This is a genomic window from Kitasatospora sp. NPDC056651 (assembly GCF_042792155.1).
Taxonomy (GTDB): Bacteria; Actinomycetota; Actinomycetes; order Streptomycetales; family Streptomycetaceae; genus Kitasatospora.
On sequence record NZ_JBHTWX010000010.1, the window covers coordinates 63,546 to 79,867 of the forward strand.

12 protein-coding genes are annotated in these 16,322 nt (G+C 66.4%); 6 read left to right on the forward strand and 6 right to left on the reverse strand.

Features of this window, described 5'->3' with window-relative positions:
* Window positions 1–69 precede the first annotated feature (69 nt).
* The 5 genes from ACFRAR_RS06930 to ACFRAR_RS06950 form a co-directional block, all read right to left on the reverse strand.
* Window positions 70–2,130: a DUF2075 domain-containing protein gene (locus ACFRAR_RS06930; RefSeq protein ID WP_380695577.1), complete on the reverse strand. Its 2,061-nt coding sequence runs from the start codon at window positions 2,128–2,130 to the stop codon at window positions 70–72.
* 163 nt (window positions 2,131–2,293) lie between these two features.
* Complete coding sequence (locus ACFRAR_RS06935; protein ID WP_380695579.1) at window positions 2,294–2,422, reverse strand: DUF6408 family protein; 129 nt, start codon at window positions 2,420–2,422, stop codon at window positions 2,294–2,296.
* 662 nt (window positions 2,423–3,084) lie between these two features.
* Window positions 3,085–5,448: a hypothetical protein gene (locus ACFRAR_RS06940; RefSeq protein WP_380695581.1), complete on the reverse strand. Its 2,364-nt coding sequence runs from the start codon at window positions 5,446–5,448 to the stop codon at window positions 3,085–3,087.
* Window positions 5,449–5,686: 238 nt separating this feature from the next.
* Entirely contained in the window at window positions 5,687–6,250 is a 564-nt protein-coding gene (locus ACFRAR_RS06945; protein WP_380695583.1) for a peptide deformylase, read from the reverse strand.
* Window positions 6,247–7,218, reverse strand: coding sequence for a multiprotein-bridging factor 1 family protein (locus ACFRAR_RS06950; protein WP_380695585.1), 972 nt, complete (start codon window positions 7,216–7,218; stop codon window positions 6,247–6,249). Before ACFRAR_RS06950 ends, ACFRAR_RS06945 begins: the two co-directional genes overlap by 4 nt.
* Before the next feature lie 159 nt (window positions 7,219–7,377).
* Here ACFRAR_RS06950 and ACFRAR_RS06955 point away from each other — a divergent pair, with 159 nt between their 5' ends.
* Both ACFRAR_RS06955 and murC read left to right on the forward strand, forming a co-directional pair.
* Window positions 7,378–7,569, forward strand: coding sequence for a hypothetical protein (locus ACFRAR_RS06955; RefSeq protein ID WP_380695587.1), 192 nt, complete (start codon window positions 7,378–7,380; stop codon window positions 7,567–7,569).
* Between the two features lie 54 nt (window positions 7,570–7,623).
* The gene (gene murC / locus ACFRAR_RS06960; RefSeq protein ID WP_380695589.1) at window positions 7,624–9,051 is read left to right on the forward strand and encodes a UDP-N-acetylmuramate--L-alanine ligase; all 1,428 of its coding nucleotides are present in this window, start codon (window positions 7,624–7,626) and stop codon (window positions 9,049–9,051) included.
* Here murC and murF read toward each other — a convergent pair whose 3' ends face one another.
* Entirely contained in the window at window positions 9,052–10,449 is a 1,398-nt protein-coding gene (gene murF, locus ACFRAR_RS06965) for a UDP-N-acetylmuramoyl-tripeptide--D-alanyl-D-alanine ligase (protein ID WP_380695591.1), read from the reverse strand.
* Between the two features lie 128 nt (window positions 10,450–10,577).
* Here murF and ACFRAR_RS06970 point away from each other — a divergent pair, with 128 nt between their 5' ends.
* The 4 genes from ACFRAR_RS06970 to ACFRAR_RS06985 all read left to right on the forward strand — a co-directional run bounded on the left by ACFRAR_RS06970 (window position 10,578) and on the right by ACFRAR_RS06985 (window position 16,099).
* Window positions 10,578–11,525, forward strand: coding sequence for a D-alanine--D-alanine ligase (locus tag ACFRAR_RS06970; RefSeq protein ID WP_380695593.1), 948 nt, complete (start codon window positions 10,578–10,580; stop codon window positions 11,523–11,525).
* Window positions 11,522–12,520, forward strand: a complete 999-nt coding sequence (locus ACFRAR_RS06975; RefSeq protein WP_380695595.1) for a threonine/serine dehydratase — start codon at window positions 11,522–11,524, stop codon at window positions 12,518–12,520. The genes ACFRAR_RS06970 and ACFRAR_RS06975 overlap by 4 nt, the downstream gene beginning before the upstream one ends.
* Window positions 12,513–13,133 (forward strand): C39 family peptidase, encoded by a 621-nt coding sequence (locus tag ACFRAR_RS06980; protein ID WP_380695597.1) that lies wholly within the window; start codon window positions 12,513–12,515, stop codon window positions 13,131–13,133. Before ACFRAR_RS06975 ends, ACFRAR_RS06980 begins: the two co-directional genes overlap by 8 nt.
* A 380-nt stretch (window positions 13,134–13,513) precedes the next feature.
* Entirely contained in the window at window positions 13,514–16,099 is a 2,586-nt protein-coding gene (locus ACFRAR_RS06985) for a DUF4365 domain-containing protein (protein WP_380695599.1), read from the forward strand.
* The last annotated feature ends 223 nt before the right edge of the window (window positions 16,100–16,322 follow it).

The following is a 16,322-nucleotide window of genomic DNA, read 5'->3' on the forward strand; positions in this document are numbered from 1 at the left end:
AGGCATGTCCTTGGGTGCCCCGTCAGGCGGAGCGGAAGCCTGGCGGGCCGCAGCGACGACGGACCAAGGCTACCCGCGACTCTTGCTGAGGGCAGGGGGCAGCTGCGATCCCTCGGCTGTGAGTTCCGGCGGGGCGCCCTTGCGGTTCTGCAGGCCGACCGCCCCCGTGATCAGCCTGCGCAGTTCGCTCTGGGTGGCCGGGTCCACCGCATAGACCATGGTGCCGACCATGCCACGGGTGAGGAGCACGTGGTAGGCGTTGCGAACGCACCGGTCGACGACCTCGTCGTCGACCGACTTGCGGAATGCCGGATCACAGGAGGCGGTCCGCTCCACCCTGAACTTCCCCTCGCGGAACACCAGGTCGGGACCGATGATGACGCCGTTCCAGTCGTACTCGAAGGTCTGCGCCGTGTACACGCAGCCGATCTGATCGATTCCACCGGCCTGGGTTGCCCAGAACGCGGACTTCGGTGCGCTGTTGACGTGGTGTCCCGGTTTCACGTTCCACGGTTGGCGCCAGGTTCCGATACACACGTCATCGACGAGGCGTTGCCCGTCCGGATCGCTCCACGGCCAGCAGAAACCTGCGGTGATGCGGGCCGTTGCCCCCGCTGCGGCGCGTTCCAGAATGAACTGCTGCAATTGCTCCGGCGAGTCGGCGACTGTGAGTATCATCCGGCCGTCCGGCTGCCAGGGCACCGGATCCGAAACGCCCAGCCCCAACAGCTGCTGGACCCACCGCTGGTACCGCCTGCTGCCACCGGCCCGAAACGTTCCTTCCAGATCAGTGACCTCGACCAGGCATCCGCTTTCCTCAGCGAGCCTCTTGAGGTAGTCGGCCGCACCCACCTCCTCCGGACGGATCGACTGGTGATCGTCGAGCAGGAAAATCGGCACTCGTGCGGCATTGATCAATTCGGTCGCCTGCGGCCGGTCGTCGTCGCGGAACTCCTTCGGTGTCCAGCGATCCGTCGAACTGCGCCGCAACCGGTGCGCCTCGTCACAGATCAGAACCTCGATGCCATTCCGGGGGGTCTTGGTGAAACTGTTGAAGTACTGGTAGAGCCAACGAGCGGCCTTGCCCTTGCTCGATGCCTGCCCCCGGCGTGCCGACATGGTCATGGTCTCGCGCAGGGTCTCCGTGTAGGCGCGGGACCCGCTCGCCAGCACGGCCTCGTGGCCCTCGAGCCCGAGCGCGCGCTGAAGCTCCAAGGCCACGGCGCTCTTCCCGCTGCCAGGACCTCCGCGCAGGATGTAGACCCGCTTCTTGCCGACCGGACCAGGGGCGGAATGAGGAGCATTGTCAGCATCGCGGAACAGCCCGACATCGAGATTCCTGGGAAGGGAATTCCTTTTCAGGTGCCGGACGATCCGATCGAACGCGACGAACTGCTCGTCGAGGAGTGCGAGTCCTCCCCCGACGACGGATCGCTGTCGCGCCACATCGGTGACCTTCAGCAAGGGGTCACGACGGGACTTCTCCAATGCGAGTGCCGCATCCTTCCCGGATTCGGCGGCAAACCTCGAGGTGAGCAGGTCCCGGAACAGATCCAGGTCATCGAGCGTGCAGAGGAAGCCGTACTCGGACTCGGGCAGCTCGAAGAGTGCCGCCACGTCCCCGTCCCGCGCGTTGTGAAGCAGCGCCACGCCCTTCAAGCGATCGTCGTCCCCCCGAAGATGGGACAGGTAACGCATCATGTAGTCGCAGTAGTTCTGGATCTGCCGCACCGGATGCAGCTTGATCGTTCCGTCACGGAACCCGAGATCGACGGCGGTCGGGCACTCGGGGTCGACCGTGGCGTGCCGCACCTGCTTCAGCTCGACCGCGACGTACGAGTCGGCTCTCGTGCCTGGATGCCGACCGCACAGCACCAGGTCGACTGCGGAATCGGTGTGGGGCAGATCAACCTCGATCTGCACTTCCACATCACCCAGCCCGCATTCCAGTAGCGCCCTGACCACGACCGGAATGCTGTTGTTCCAAGCCTTGATGTCGCCCGACCCGGCTGGTCGATCCTTGAGCCGGCGATGCGCGTCGATCAGTTGCTCGGTGAGCGGAGAGTGCTCCGATCCCGCGGGGACTGCGATGAGATGACCGAGTTCGGCCGCGGACAGCTGCAGGAGCACGAGGATTCCCAGGGCACGGAGATGACTCGTGCGGGTGGGGGCATGTCCTTCGTGGCTCCGTAGGCGCGGAGCGGAAGCCCGTCGGGCCGCAATGACAACCGTAGGCTAACCCGACTCTGGCATGGTGAAGGGCGGACCCCCGGAGGCCCGCCCACCGCCCGGCTCAGCCGAGGCGGCGCAGCACAACCTGCGCCAGCTCCCACATCAGGTTCGAGCCAAGGCTCGCCGCGATGCCCACCAGGACATCACGGACCCAACTGCGGCGCTTGGACGTGTACTCGACGACAGCCATTTCAGAGCGTCCCCTTGAATCGAGTTCGATGGCGGCTGCCGGATGGCTCCCGCCGGGAACACACCTGAGGCCTCATCACCGATCCCGCGAGGGGCTCGCGCAGGTCGCGTCGCGCACATCCTCCGGGAGGACACGCGGTGCGGTACAACGCTAGCTCATGATCGCCGACCCCAGGCAGGGAATTTCCGGGTCGCCCGGGCACCGAACGGGGAGGGCCGGACTCCGCGAAGCCCGACCCTCCCCAGTCCACACGCGCCAGGCGATCTCACGCGCAGCAATGGCTCGATCAGACGTTGAAGCGGAACCAATGCCGGCCGAACCTGACCTGCGGCGGAGCCCCACACATGCCTCTGACCAGGCATTTCCCTGTTGACCAACGACGGCCTGCGACGGTCGCGATCGGACGTCCTGCGGACTGCCTGCGGACCGACAGCCCACCCCATCCCCTCACCTGCGCCGCTGCCGCACCAACATGCTTCCTAAGCCGGATGCTCTGCCCACCCGTTTCCAAGACTGGCCGTTCTCTGCCCTGGCCAGTTGAGGATGCAGGAAGTTGGCTTCCTTCCAGGCTCCGGCCCTCGAAATGGCGAAACGCTAACCCAAGGCAAGCCCACGCTTCGCCAAGCTCGCGGACCGCCGCCATGCGTCAATCCGGCCGATACCTACGAATCCACTTCGAAGATCGAGGCCTGGATCCACTCGCGAGGCCTTCGCGCACCAACGTAGCGCTCCCACTCCCCCGCAGCCTCCAGCCTTCGCTCTTGCATGAGCACCCTCTGAATATTCTGGAGATCTTCCAGCGGCAACGCCTCACAAGCCTCGAAGATGGATCCCGCCCCCTCAAGACTCCCCTCGTTGCCCAGCTCCTGAAATATGTCAAGGCACACAATCTGGCTTGAGCTAGGAACTATCACAGAACGGGAAAAAAGTGGCCGGAGCGCATCGATTGCCACCTGCATGAGGTATTGCAAATCAATACCGAGGACAGCACACTGGCAGGCGATGCAAAGCCTAACCGACAGGCATGCCCGCGCAAGATGCATCAGCCGGTCCGGATCGGAAAGATACCGTTTCGGAACTTTCCCAGCAGCAAGGCGATCGCGGAACGCGTAGTCAAGCGCCGGATGCTCCGATATCGAGGAAACTGCTACGCATCCCATGAATTGAGAGTCGTCAAATGAAATGCGGTCGGCAATTTCATGCCAGATAACATCTGGAACTCCTCTGAGTCGGACAATGGCAGACACCCCCTCCGTCTCGTCCTCGTCAGAATCATCCAACTGGCTATAGTCGAGCAAGTAGTCGAATACCTCGTACTTTGCACCCTCATCAACCGGCTCAAGGCAGGAACTGGCGCCTTCCACCTCCTCAGTCGCCCAAGAAAATGCCTCTGCCAAATCTTCCGCCCGCTCCCGCCGCCGCGTCCGCTGTCCGAGATAGTGAGAGTAGGTGGCCGCGATCCATTCTCTCGGCACCGGCGCCAGGTAGCCAGCCTTTCTGAAGTCGATTGCAGCAGAGATCAGCGCAGCTCCGATTTCATTCCCGCCATCCTTCCCGGTCAGCCATCGCTCCACTGCAGCCGGACCCGCCGCTATATACTCCGCGAATCCTGCAGCTCCTGCGCGGTCCAATGCGCTCGAGATCCTTGGATCTGCTCGAAGTTCAGTTGCACGCGCACGCTCGGAAGAATCAAGTTCACGACTTAGCCGTATGGTGGTTGAAGCGGACAGGGTCTTTCTTGCTGCCGCATCCGACCCACCCCTGCCAACGGACAGCATGGCGGCCTTCGCCCGGGATCGAACGGTGGAAAGGATGACGGTATTGCTAAAAGCACACAGCGCGCGAAGCGCGCCAGCATCAAGGCCACCACCACCAAGGTAGCGCTCGAGATCATCGAGCCAGATCGCGGTATTCGAGAAGTCATGCCCCGACACCAAGAGGTCTCGAATGGACTCACCAGTACTCGGCACCACCACGGCCCGCCAGCCAGCCGCAGCTGCGTTTCTACGGAGAGCTTCGTACCCCGTACGGGACTTTCCCGCTGCCGAGTTTCCTTCCAGGAGGATGAAACCTCCTTTCAGCAGTTCCTCATCTAGACGCCCGTCCACGTTCCGCCATACGTAGGCGGGAAGATCCCGCCAATCAGGACTCCGAGTCGGCAAGTGGATTCCCATATCGACAACTGGGTCAAGCTCTTCAATCGGGCGTATTAGAACGGTTCCGCTGCGCATCGTCAGCGGGGCAGCGGTAGACTCAAGTCGCCTACACTCAGCATTAAGAAGTCGCTGAATCTCTTCAACGGACAGGTATCGTGAGGCGAATCGCCCAGGAAAGTCGGCAATCACATCCGCCCGCACTGTAGAGCAAATTTCTCGCAAATGACTGCGCCGCGAATCAGGGCGATCTGTACCAGCCTCTGCGATCCTTCCCAAAAGCGTGCGGTAACAGGACTCCCCATACCCCGGGTTCATCCCTAGACGCACAAGGTGCGCTTCCATCTTTCGCACACCCACGTCCGTAATCTCATTACGGCGCGGCAGCGGGTGTTCCGGGAAATTAAGATTGGCGATGAACTCGACCGCCTCAGACTTGCTCACCTTGAGCATTTTTGAAATTCGGTCTGAAACCTGCGCTGCCACCTCAGGATCGCGCTTCCGGCACGCATTCCAGAGAATCTTTGCAGGTCCACTCATTCCAGCATTGCTGAGAAAGGCCACGGTAACGCGCTTTTCTGTGGCTACCCACGCGCTATACAGGTCGGACAGTACGGAGTCCTTCTCCAATGCGCTCCAGGTCCAACCGGAATCGACCCCATGGTGGGGCTCTCTATGCTTTATTGAAATTAGCTCTGGCGCGGCATCCAAAGGAATCAGCACGGCGTCCGTCGAGTGTTCGATCAGTACTCCGGCAAGACCGTCAGACCAATGATCAAGGATGGTTAAGGCAATACACTCGTCCTGATACTCGAAGCGCGCCCGAGTGGCCGGCCCCGTGTTGGCTCGGTCCTCCGGAAGTCTCTCCAGCATCCCTTCGAACGCACCTTCCCCGTTCGTTGGCCGTGTCTGCTGCACCCCACCCGTCATGAGGTAATCCTAAGACGTACCTGTCGAACCGTGGCCAGAGTTTGCGTCATTCTGCAGTATCGCAGGATCGACAAGGAGCTTCTGGTCGCCGTTTAAAGTCGTTGCCTCCGGTCAAACCGCCGTCTTAGCTCACGGGCGCAGGGCTGTGATCATCGACTACCCCACCCGACAGGACTCGCCCTCAATACACCCAGGACGAGCCCGTGCCGCGGTACTCCTCGACCGGGATCGGCTGGACGCCGGAGCGCATGCGGTCGGTGTAGAGGAGGCCGTCGAGGTGGTCGATCTCGTGGGCGATGAGGCGGGCGAGGCCGAACTCGTAGGTGGCGGTGGTGATGGTGCCGTCGAGGGTGGTGGCGGTGACGTCCATGCGGAAGGGGCGGGGGACCATGCCGCGGACGTCGAAGAAGCTGAGGCAGCCCTCGTACTGTTCATCAGTCTCGTCCGAGACGGCGGTGATCTTCGGGTTGAGCAGGATGATCGGGTCGGCGCCGGCGGTCGGGGACAGGACGAGGGCGGCGGCGCGGGGGATGCCGATCTGTGGGGCGGCGAGGCCCATGCCCTTGGCGAAGGAGTGGACGCGGCCGATCCGGTCGACGGCGGTGAACAGTTCGTCGATCACGGCTTGGGCGGCGGCGCGTTCAGCCGGGAGATCGAAGGGCTCGGCTGGGCGGTTGAGGATGGGGGTGCCCTGCTGGATCACACCGAGGGACTGCATCTGCTGGCTGGGCCGCACCTCGATCACCTGGTCTCCTTGGTCTGTTGCTGGTTGTTGGCGGTGGCGCGGAAGCGCCATTCGAGGCGGAAGCGGGCGTGCAGCGGAGGGTCGTCGGTGGCCCAGGCGAAGTGCCGGCGCTCGCTCTCGTCGCGGCGGCTGACGGCGGTACGGAGGGGCACGGCCTCGGCGGTCATCGAGGTCTCGGTGCCCCACACGACCGGGTCCAGAGCGGCGGGGAAATCGAGCCGGACGGCGAGGTGTTCGGTGGGCAGGCGGACGGCGCGCTGGAACCAGTGGCCCCACTTGTCGGAGCCAACGCTGTAGGCGTACTCGATCCAGGTCGCGTCGCCCGGGTAGAGCGGGAAGCGGCCGTGCTCGTTGTCGAACAGGAGCCAGACCTCCTTGAAGGCGTCGCGATCGTGCTTGGCCTGCCACCGCATGTCCTCACCCTGACACGAGGCGGTGAGTGCCAGCTCGTCCCAGGTCAGTGGGTGCTCACGGTAGTGGGCGTTGGAGCGCTCGGGTTCGCCGGGGTAACGGTCGACGGCGATGCGGATGAGGTAGCGAGTGATGGGCTCGGTGCCGGTGTTCCGCAGGCGGCGGCGCATGGTCAACCGGTAGGTGGAGCCGTCGAATTGGAGCGCGGCTTCATCGTGTTCGACCACGATCGCGGCCCCGGAGGCGTACGGCTGCTCGGAACGGCGGGGCGCCGGCGGCGAGGTCGGGGTGCGGCTGCGGGAGCGGGCGGCGTCGTAGTCGAGCCAGCGCCGCCAGATGGCCTTCCCGGCGTTGAGGATCTCGTCGGCGAGGCGGGCGAACTCCTCGGTCGGCTTGTGGCGGCCGGATTCGATGTGGCTGACGTACGAGGGGTCGAAGCCCATCTTCCCGGCCAGCCCGCGCTTGGAGAGTCCACGCACCTCGCGCCAGTGGGCGACTTCAGCAGCGAACGCCTCCATGGCCTGGTCGACCGCATCGTGGTCGGCCTGTGTCTCCATCCGCTCCGCCCCCAGTGAGTGATGAATGAACCGTGAGTGACCTTAGCTCACCATCCCGTCACGATCCTGCCTCCGGCTCTCATTACCCCATCGGGCACGCACTTCAAGCGCCCAGTCAGTACCAGACCCCATCTCCCCCTCTGCCGTGAGGAGTTAGCCGTGCACGATTCCCCGTCCAGCCGTCGAGGTCGGCATCGCGATCCGGTCGGTGCCTTCCTCGGTGCCCTGTGGGCGGTCGGCAACGCCGTGGTGATCGCTCTGCTCGGCGTCATCGTGCACGACGACTTCGACTCGGCCCGACTCGGTGCTCACCCGGCGGCCAACTCGGCGCCGGACGGCACCTACGTGTAGCGCCCTTCCACCCATCGCCCATCACGGGCTGGACTCCGAACTGGAGCGCACAGCATGGAAACCAGGAACGTGATCGTCCCCGTCCACGACGGCCCCATCGACCTCACCAGTCCGCACTTCGTGGGCATCGGCGGCGCCGGCATGTCGGCCGTCGCCCGCCTCTTGCTGGAGAGCGGCAACCGGGTCTCCGGCTCGGACACCGGCGACACCGCCGCCCTGCGCGAGCTGGAGGACGCGGGCGCCGCCGTCGCCATCGGCCACACCGCCAGCAACCTGCCCGCTGACGCCACCGTCCTCGTATGGTCCAGCGCGGTGACCCCGAGCAACCCCGAGATCGCCGCTGCCCGCCGGGTCGGCATCCCGGTCGTGCACCGCTCGGACGTGCTCGCGCACTTGATCGCCACCGCCGAGCAGTCCGTCGCCGTGGCGGGCACGCACGGCAAGACCATGACCACCGGCATCCTCAGCGCCGCCCTGGTCCACCTCGACCCCTCGTACGCCATCGGCGCCACCCCCGTCGGCCGCCCCAACGCCCACCAGGGTCTCGGCGGCCTCCTGGTCGCCGAGACCGACGAGAGCGACCGCACCGCCGGCCGCTACCACCCGCAGGTCGCCGTCGTCCTGAACGTGGACGACGACCACCCCGAGCAGTACGTCGACCTGAACGACGTCCTGGACGTCTTCGAGCGCCTGGCCCGCAACAGCTCCGTCCTCGTCGTCTCCTCCGACGACCGGGGCGCCCGACTGCTGATTGAGCGCCTCCAGGCAGCGCCCGGCCCGCGGGTCGTCACGGTCGGCGAGGCCAAGGACGCCGACGTGCGGGTGCTGCGCGTGCTGTGGGACGGGGCTGCCAGCCACGTCACCGTGCAGGATACGGACGGGTCGTGGCACGAGTTCACCCTGGCCGTCCCCGGTCGGCACAACGCGCTGAACGCCGCCGCCGCGTTCGCGGCAGGCCGGACGCTCGGTGCCGAACCCGCCGACCTGGCGGCTGGCATCAACGCCTTCAAGGGCATCAAGCGCAGGCTCACCACCACCGGCACCCACGGCGGGGTCACGGTGCTGGACTCCTACGCCCACCACCCGAGCGAGATCACCGCCGACCTGGCCACCGCCCGGATGCTCACCGAGGGCCGGGTGATTGCGGTGTTCGAGCCCACCGGCTGGACCCGCACCGCCGCCCTCGGCGAGGAGATGGGCTGTCGGCTCGCGGCGGCCGACGAGGTCGTCCTCCTGGACGTGCATGCCTCGGTCGAGTCCCCGCTCACCGGGATCAGCACCGCGCCGATGGCCGCGCAGGTCGTCGCCTGCGGCGGCCGGGCCCACACCGCGGGCGACGGGCGCGACGTGGCGGACGTGGTCGCCGAGCTGGTCGGGCCCGGCGACCTGGTCGTGACGATGGGCGCCGGGACCGCCGGTCGCGTCGGCAGGGCGGTCCTGCTGCGGCTGGCCGAGGCCCCGGCGGCGGTCTCGGTCGCGTAGTCAGCAGGTGATACCCATGGCGTCGGGCTTGGCGAGCCGCATCGCGGTGTCCTCCAGCCCGACGCTGTGGGAGCCCTTCACCAGCACTACGTCTCCGGGCTTGAGGTAGGTCAGCAGCAGGTCGAGGGCGGTGTCACGGTCGGGCACCAGCGTGCCGTTGACGCCGCCCTCCACCGCCCAGGTGTGCACCAGCCGGGCCTCCCAGTCGCCAACCGCAACGAGGTCCGTGATCCCGCTGCGGGCGACGAGGCGGCCCAGCTCCGCGTGGTGGGCCTCGGACTCCTCGCCCAGCTCCCGCATCTCGCCCAGCACCGCTACCGTCCTCCGCCCACCGCCGGCCATGGCGGTAAGCGCGGACAAGGCGACGGCCATCGAATCGGGGTTCGCGTTGAACGCGTCGTTGATCACTGTCACGCCGTCCGTCCGTTCGGTGACGTCCATCCGGCCCGGCGTCAGCTGCCGGGCACCGGTCAGCGCATCTGCCGCCTGCTGCACGCTCGCGCCCAGGCCGATCGCCACAGCGGCGGCGGCCGTCGCGTTGGACACGTGGTGGGCGCCGTGCAGCCCCAGCGTCACGGGGGCGCTCTCGCCTCGGTACGTGAGGGTGAACGACGGCCGCCCTGCGGCATCCAGCTCGACGTCGATGGCCCGCACGTCCCCGGCCTGCACCCCGAACGTCAGGACCGGCGCGACCGTGCGCGGCGCCATCGACATGACATACGGGTCGTCGGCGTTCAGCACCGCCAAGCCGTCGACGGGCAGAGCCTCGACGAGTTCGCCCTTCGCGACGGCGATCGACTCTTTCCCGCCGCCGAACTCGCCCACGTGCGCGGTCCCGACGTTCAGCACCAGGCCGACCTTCGGCGGGACGATCCCCGTCAGGTACTTGATGTGCCCGGCACCGCGCGAGCCCATCTCCAGCACCAGCAGGCGGGTGCTCTCGTCCGCCCGGAAGACGGTCAGCGGCAGACCGATCTCGCCGTTGTACGACAGCGGCGTGGCCACCGTGGTGTCCATGGTCTCCAGCACCTGGGCCAGCAGGTCCTTGGTACTGGTCTTCCCGGCCGAGCCGGTCAGCCCGATCACGGTCGGCGCCTTCAGCCGGTCGAGCACCGCGCGGGCCAGGGCGCCCATCGCGTCCTGGACGTCCGGCACCACGATCGCCGGCACCCCCACCGGCCGGGCGGCGAGCACTCCCGTAGCCCCGGCGCGGACGGCGGCCTCGGCGAACCGGTGCCCATCGGTGTGCTCGCCCGGCAGCGCGATGAACAGCGCCCCGGGCTCTACCAAGCGCGAGTCGATGACCCCCGGTCGGTCGACCACGGCGCCCGGATCGGAGACGTCGTGCAGAGCGCCCCCGACAGCCTCGGCGATCTCTTGCAGGGTCATGGGGACCACGGTGGCTCCGATCCATCGACGCACTCGCCCGTCCTCAGGGCGGCCTGCCCTCGACGCTAGCGGCTCCCCATCATCGCGCCCGCCATCCCGCGCATTCCGAACCAGACTGTGACAAAAGGAAGATGAGCATGTCTGCAGCTGAACGTCGTATCGCCCTCGTCATCGGTGGCCGCTCCGGCGAACGCGACCGCTCGCTGATCTCCGGCGAGGCCGTTCGCGAGTCGCTGGTCCGCCAGGGCCTGCCGCACTTCGTCCTCGACCCCACCGACAAGGACTTCGCCGACCGCGTCCGCGAGGCCGACGTCGCCTTCCTCGCCATCGCCGGCCAGTGGGCCGAGGACGGCAAACTGCAGGGCCTCCTCGACAGCCTCGGCGTCCCGTACACCGGCTCCGGGGTCCTGGCCAGCGCCGTCGCGATGCACAAGCCCACGGCCAAGATCCTCGTCCTCGCCGGCGGCGTCACCGTTCTCCCGCACCTCCCCCTGCGCGGCACGGAGGACGCCCAGGAGGTCGCTCAGACCTGCGCCGACGAGTTCGGCCTGCCCGTCATCCTCAAGCCGACCTCCGAAGGCGGCTCCATCGGCATGCGCGTCTTCCGCGACCTGAACTCGCTCACCACCACGCTCACCCACGACACCCGGGGCGGCGAGTGGTTCATCGAACCGTTCAAGGAGGGCACCGCCGTCACCTGCGGCGTGCTGGAGCAGGACGGCGCTCTGGTCACGCTCCCGCCGCTGGAGACCCTCCCAACCACCGCGGAGTTCTACGACTACAAGGCCAAGCGCAACCCGGCCGGCCACCGCTACCGCTGCCCCGCACAACTCCCGGGCGCCGCCCTCGCCACCATCTCCCGCGCGGCCGTCCGCGCCCACCAGCTGCTGAACTGCTCGGGCTACTCGCGATCGGACTTCCTCGTCACCCCGGTCGGCGAGGTCCACTGGCTGGAGATCAACACGCTGCCCGGCCTCTCCACGCACGGCAACCTCGCCACCATGGCCGCCGCTGCCGGAATCAGCTACGACCGCCTCATCGCGACCATCCTCGCCACCGTCCACACCGACGGGTACCGCCCGTGAACGCCGCCGAACTGCCGCTGTCGGCGGACGACATCTACGACGCCCAGCGCCGTCTACGCGGTGTCGCCGCCTCCACCCCGGTGCTCTCCCACCCGGCGCTGGACGAGATCGCCGGCCGGACCGTGGTCTGCAAGGCCGAAGCCCTCCAACGCGCCGGCTCGTTCAAGTTCCGCGGCGCCTACAACGCCCTGGCAGCCCTGAGCCCGCTCGAGCGCCGCCGCGGGGTGATCGGCGCCTCGTCCGGCAACCACGCCCAGGCGCTCGCCCTCGCGGGCCAGCTGCTGTCCGTCCCGGTCACCGTCGTCGTCCCGCACGACGCGCCCCAGGGCAAGGTGGACAGTGCCCGTTCTCTCGGCGCCGAGATCGTCGCCTACCACCGGCAGCGCGACGACCGCGATGCCATCGTCACCCGGCTGGCCGTGGACCAAGGCCTCGCCGTCGTGCCGTCCGCCGACGCCCTGAAGGTGATGGCCGGAGCGGGCACTGCCGCGCTGGAGCTGCTCTGGCAGGCCCCGGTGTTGACCACGATCCTGGTCCCTGTGGGCGGCGGGGGCCTCGCCGCCGGCACCGCCGTCGCAGCCAAGCACATCAACCCGCACATCAAGGTGATCGGCGTCGAGCCCGAGACCGCGGCCGACACTGCCGCCTCCTTCCGCGCCGAGCGAATCGCGGAGCTGCCCGCCGTACCCGACACCATCGCGGACGGCCTCCGCCACACCACCCCGGCCGCCCTGCCCTGGGAGATCAACAACGCCCTGCTCGACGGCGTCATCACCGTGACGGACGTCCAGATCGTGCAGGCTATGGGCTGGGCGTTCAAGCACCTCAAGGTGGTGACCGAACCCTCCGGAGCCGTCGCACTCGCGGCCCTGGCCGACCTCGACCCGCGGCCCGGCCCCGTGGGGGTGATCCTCTCCGGTGGCTCGGTCGACCTGGACGTCTTCCACCGACTTGTGGCCACCCCGCCACCCCGGAAGGAGCCGGCTCTTGCCTGACTACCCCAAGCACCACCCGATCCCGCTGATCACCCAGTACGCCACCCCCGCCCTGATCAACGCCATCGCTTACGAAGGCCACCCGCCCGGCGATGACGACAACTGGGCCGACACCGGCGCCCCCGACCGGGACACCTACGCCTACTGGTCCACCCGCCTCTGCGGCATGGCCTGCCTGCGGATGGCCCTGTTCGCCCGCGACGGACACGCGCCCACCCTGTTCGACCTCCTGAACGGCTGCCTCGCCTACGGCGGCTACGTCCAGCAGGACGACGGCAGCGTCGGTGGCCTCTACTACCAGCCGTTCACCGAGTACGCCCTCGCCAGCCACGGGCTCCAGTCGGAGATCATCACCGACCTCACCCCAGACCGGCTCCTCGCTGAACTCAACCACGGCCACCTCGTCATGGCATCCGTCCACAAGGAGATCCGCCGCCCCGACCGCCCAGCAGCCGCACGCGGCGGACACTTGGTGCTCGTCACGGGCCATCAGGACGGCATGGTGCTCTTCCGAAACCCGTCAGGCCACACAGCTGAGTCGGTGGACGCCCTTCTCCAGCTCGACCGCTTCGACTCCTTCGCGGCCCACCGAGGCATCGCACTATGGGTATGACCTCCCTTCTGCACCATCCCCGCGCTGACGTTCCGGCACCCCTGGGCCGACTCCCTGGTCGCTGGCAGGCGCCCCTGGGCCTGCCACCGACCAGGGTTCCGCCGTCCCGTTCGGGGCGGGGCGGGGTAAGGACTCCTTACCCCACAACTTGCTCCGCAAGGCACGCTGATCAGGTCGGCCGGGCGACCTTCGCGGTTGGCACTTTTGGATCCTTGTACTGGAGTCAACCGGCTCAGCCCATCGGGCGGCCATGTACCCCGATGACCGTACAGCGGCAAACACGATGGATGAGCCTTCGCCATGCCACCGCCACTGGACTGAGCGGTAGTCTCTCGTTTCATCGGCCGCGCTGGCTGGCGCGGTAGGGGTGGGGAGAGACAATGCCAGCAAGCGTCACCCGGAACAGAAGGATCGAACGAGCGGGAGTCAACGCTCTTCGCGCGCTCCTCGAGGAACACGATCAGATCGTCCAGGAGATCGACGGCGGCAACGACTTCGGTGAGGATCTGTTCGTCATGCTCACTCAGGGAGGTGAGCGAACCGGTGCATCGATCACCGTCCAGGTTAAGAGCGGTGACAAGTACAAGCGGGCGAATGGCTACGCGATCCCTGTTGACGCACATGCGAGTGACTGGAGGAACGCACTTCTGCCTGTTTTCGGCGTGGTCTTCGATGTCGGGTCACGGCAGCTGTTCTGGGTCAACCTGACAGAAACCTTGGAATCGTCCGAGGATGCGCCGACCTGGATCCCCGTTCCCCGTGAGCAAGAACTCCACACAGGCAACCTCGACTCGTTCCTAGAAGTCGCCCACGCGTTCGTCGAGAAGCGCGCGAGCCGGCACTCAGGCGAGACTGCGCTCCAGGTCACACGCATGTCGGGGACTTCCCGTACAGCCCCACCATGGTTCGTCGGCCGCAGCCAGGAGAGACGGACCATCAAGGCGACGCTGGCCAAGAGCGGCAGACGCAGAGTCCTCGTCTCCGGGATGGCTGGCGTCGGCAAGACATCCCTCGTCGACTGGGTCGCTGGGGAACCAGACACACATGCGGTGTTCTCCGGTGGTGTGATCGTCGCGGACATGCACGGCTTCTCGGTAAACCGCGAACAATTGGCTCGCGCTGGTACCGCCTACGCGCCCCTACTGTCCGCACTCGGGGTCCCCTCCGTCGAGATTCCACGGGACATCGAGAGTCAGGCTGCGCTCTACCACCGGACGCTCGACGCCCTCAGTGCATCTGGCACTCCGATACTTCTGGTGTTCGACAACGTAGCCGAGCTCTCGCAAGTCGCCGAGCTGCTACCTGGAGCAGCCGGCCATGGCGTGATCATCACTTCGCGCAGCCGACTTGGCATCATCGAAGGCATCGAGACTGTCAAGCTCGACTGCCTCGATCCCACGGATTCGGAAGCCCTCTTCGGCAAGACCCTCAGTCCCCGTGACAAACGCCTCCGCGATCCGCATCCAATCCGGGAGATCACCGAGCTGTGTGGTCACCTTCCGCTGGCGCTGAGCATCGCAGCGGCGATCTTGAAGGACGATCCCGACCTTGTCCCTGCCGAGTTGCTGACGGAACTCGCAGCTGAGAAGTCCCGATTGGATGTCCTGCAGTTCGGAGACACGGCCGTTAGGGCCGCACTGCACGTCTCGCTGATCCGACTCGATGAGTCCCTGAAGGCCCCGTTTTGTAGGCTGTCCATTCATCCGGGCAGCCAGATGTCAGAGCAGATCGCTGCTGCCGTTCTGGGTGAGGACTACCCACAGACCCGCTCGGTCCTCCGCAGGCTCGGCCAGGCCAGCCTGGTTTCACGTGTCCCTGGAACCTCTCGATGGAGGATGCACGACCTGGTGCATCTGTTCTCTGCTGAACAGTGCCACGCAACCACCTCCGCGGCCGAGCTCTACGACCAGATTTCGTACGACGCCAACCTCACACTGAGAGGAACGCCCGAAGGGAATCCACCGCGCTTCGACACGGTGAGTGATGCTCTGAGCTGGTTCGATGTCGAATGCGCGAACCTCCAGGCAACGGCCCGGCAGGCCCAAGAGTTCGGCATGACGGAAAACACGTACATGCTGTCGATGAACCTCCTCTTGTTCCTTGATCTGAGGGGTCGGGCAGCGGAGGTCCTACAATCCGCTCAGACGGCATACGAAGCCGCACACCAGGAGCGCGACGCCGAGCGACAAGTCAGGGCACTAAACAACGTGGGTACCGCCCTGACCAGCCTGCGCAGGTTCGAGGAGGCCATCCTGACGTTGACGAGGGCCCTCGCCATTGCGGAGAGAATCGGATTCCTCGATGGCCAGTGCGACGCCACCGTCAGCTTGGGCACGGCAGTCCGCCAGCACCACAGTCCCGCCAAAGCCATCCCGATTCTCATCGAAGCGGTCCAACTCGCCCGAAGAAACCGGGATGTCAACGACCTGGGCACGTCGCTCACGAATCTTGGCATTGCCTATCGAGAGGCTGGCATGCCTGGCCCTGCTGCCACGGCATACGCCGAATCTATCCGCTACCACCGAAAATCAGGGGACCGCCGGAAGGAGGCCTCCGCACATGCTGGCCTCGGCACCGCCCTGTTCCAACTGGGCCAGTCGGAACGAGCAGTAAATTCGTTCCAGACGGCCTTCCCGGCGTACCAGGAGGTCCAGGACGAATTTGGCATTCACCTAAACCACCTGAATCTTGGCCATGCCCAGCTCGCGATGGGCAGACTGCAAGAGGCCCGGCACTCACTCCAGCTGGCCCACGACTACTTCCGAGAGATCTCACACGAGCCCTACGAGGCGGGCGCGCTGACTCTCCTCGGCACCCTCGAATGGATGTCCGACAACCCGAGTCGGGCACAGGTGCACTACATGGCAGCTCGTCGCCTGTACCGCAGGCTCGGTGACCAACAAGGCGTTGCAGCCGCAGAAGGCTCCCTCCGCGAAATGCTGGGAGTGTCCACGATTCCCGAGTAGCGCCTGAAACACCGCTGTCGGCCGCACCTCCTCCCACAGCCCACCAGCCGATTCGACTCCGTCCTCCTGGTGTGCTGTGTGCGTAGGACGGTCGCACTCGATAACTTGCTTTGCCTGGCGCCGTTTCCGGAAGTCCCGGCATCGGCATGTGAAGTTCCGGAACGAGCGGTTCACGCCGACTGTGTGCCGCTCGCCCGGTTCCGGATCCGGAACCGGGCGAGCG

Bases quoted from the DNA above. Each gene is read 5' to 3' on its own strand.
- ACFRAR_RS06935 (WP_380695579.1), bottom strand. From the start codon at position 2,422: ATGGCTGTCGTCGAGTACACGTCCAAGCGCCGCAGTTGGGTCCGTGAT.
- ACFRAR_RS06940 (WP_380695581.1), bottom strand. From the start codon at position 5,448: ATGCTGGAGAGACTTCCGGAGGACCGAGCCAACACGGGGCCGGCCACT.
- ACFRAR_RS06950 (WP_380695585.1), bottom strand. From the start codon at position 7,218: ATGGAGACACAGGCCGACCACGATGCGGTCGACCAGGCCATGGAGGCG.
- murC (WP_380695589.1), top strand. From the start codon at position 7,624: ATGGAAACCAGGAACGTGATCGTCCCCGTCCACGACGGCCCCATCGAC.
- ACFRAR_RS06970 (WP_380695593.1), top strand. From the start codon at position 10,578: ATGTCTGCAGCTGAACGTCGTATCGCCCTCGTCATCGGTGGCCGCTCC.
- ACFRAR_RS06985 (WP_380695599.1), top strand. From the start codon at position 13,514: ATGCCAGCAAGCGTCACCCGGAACAGAAGGATCGAACGAGCGGGAGTC.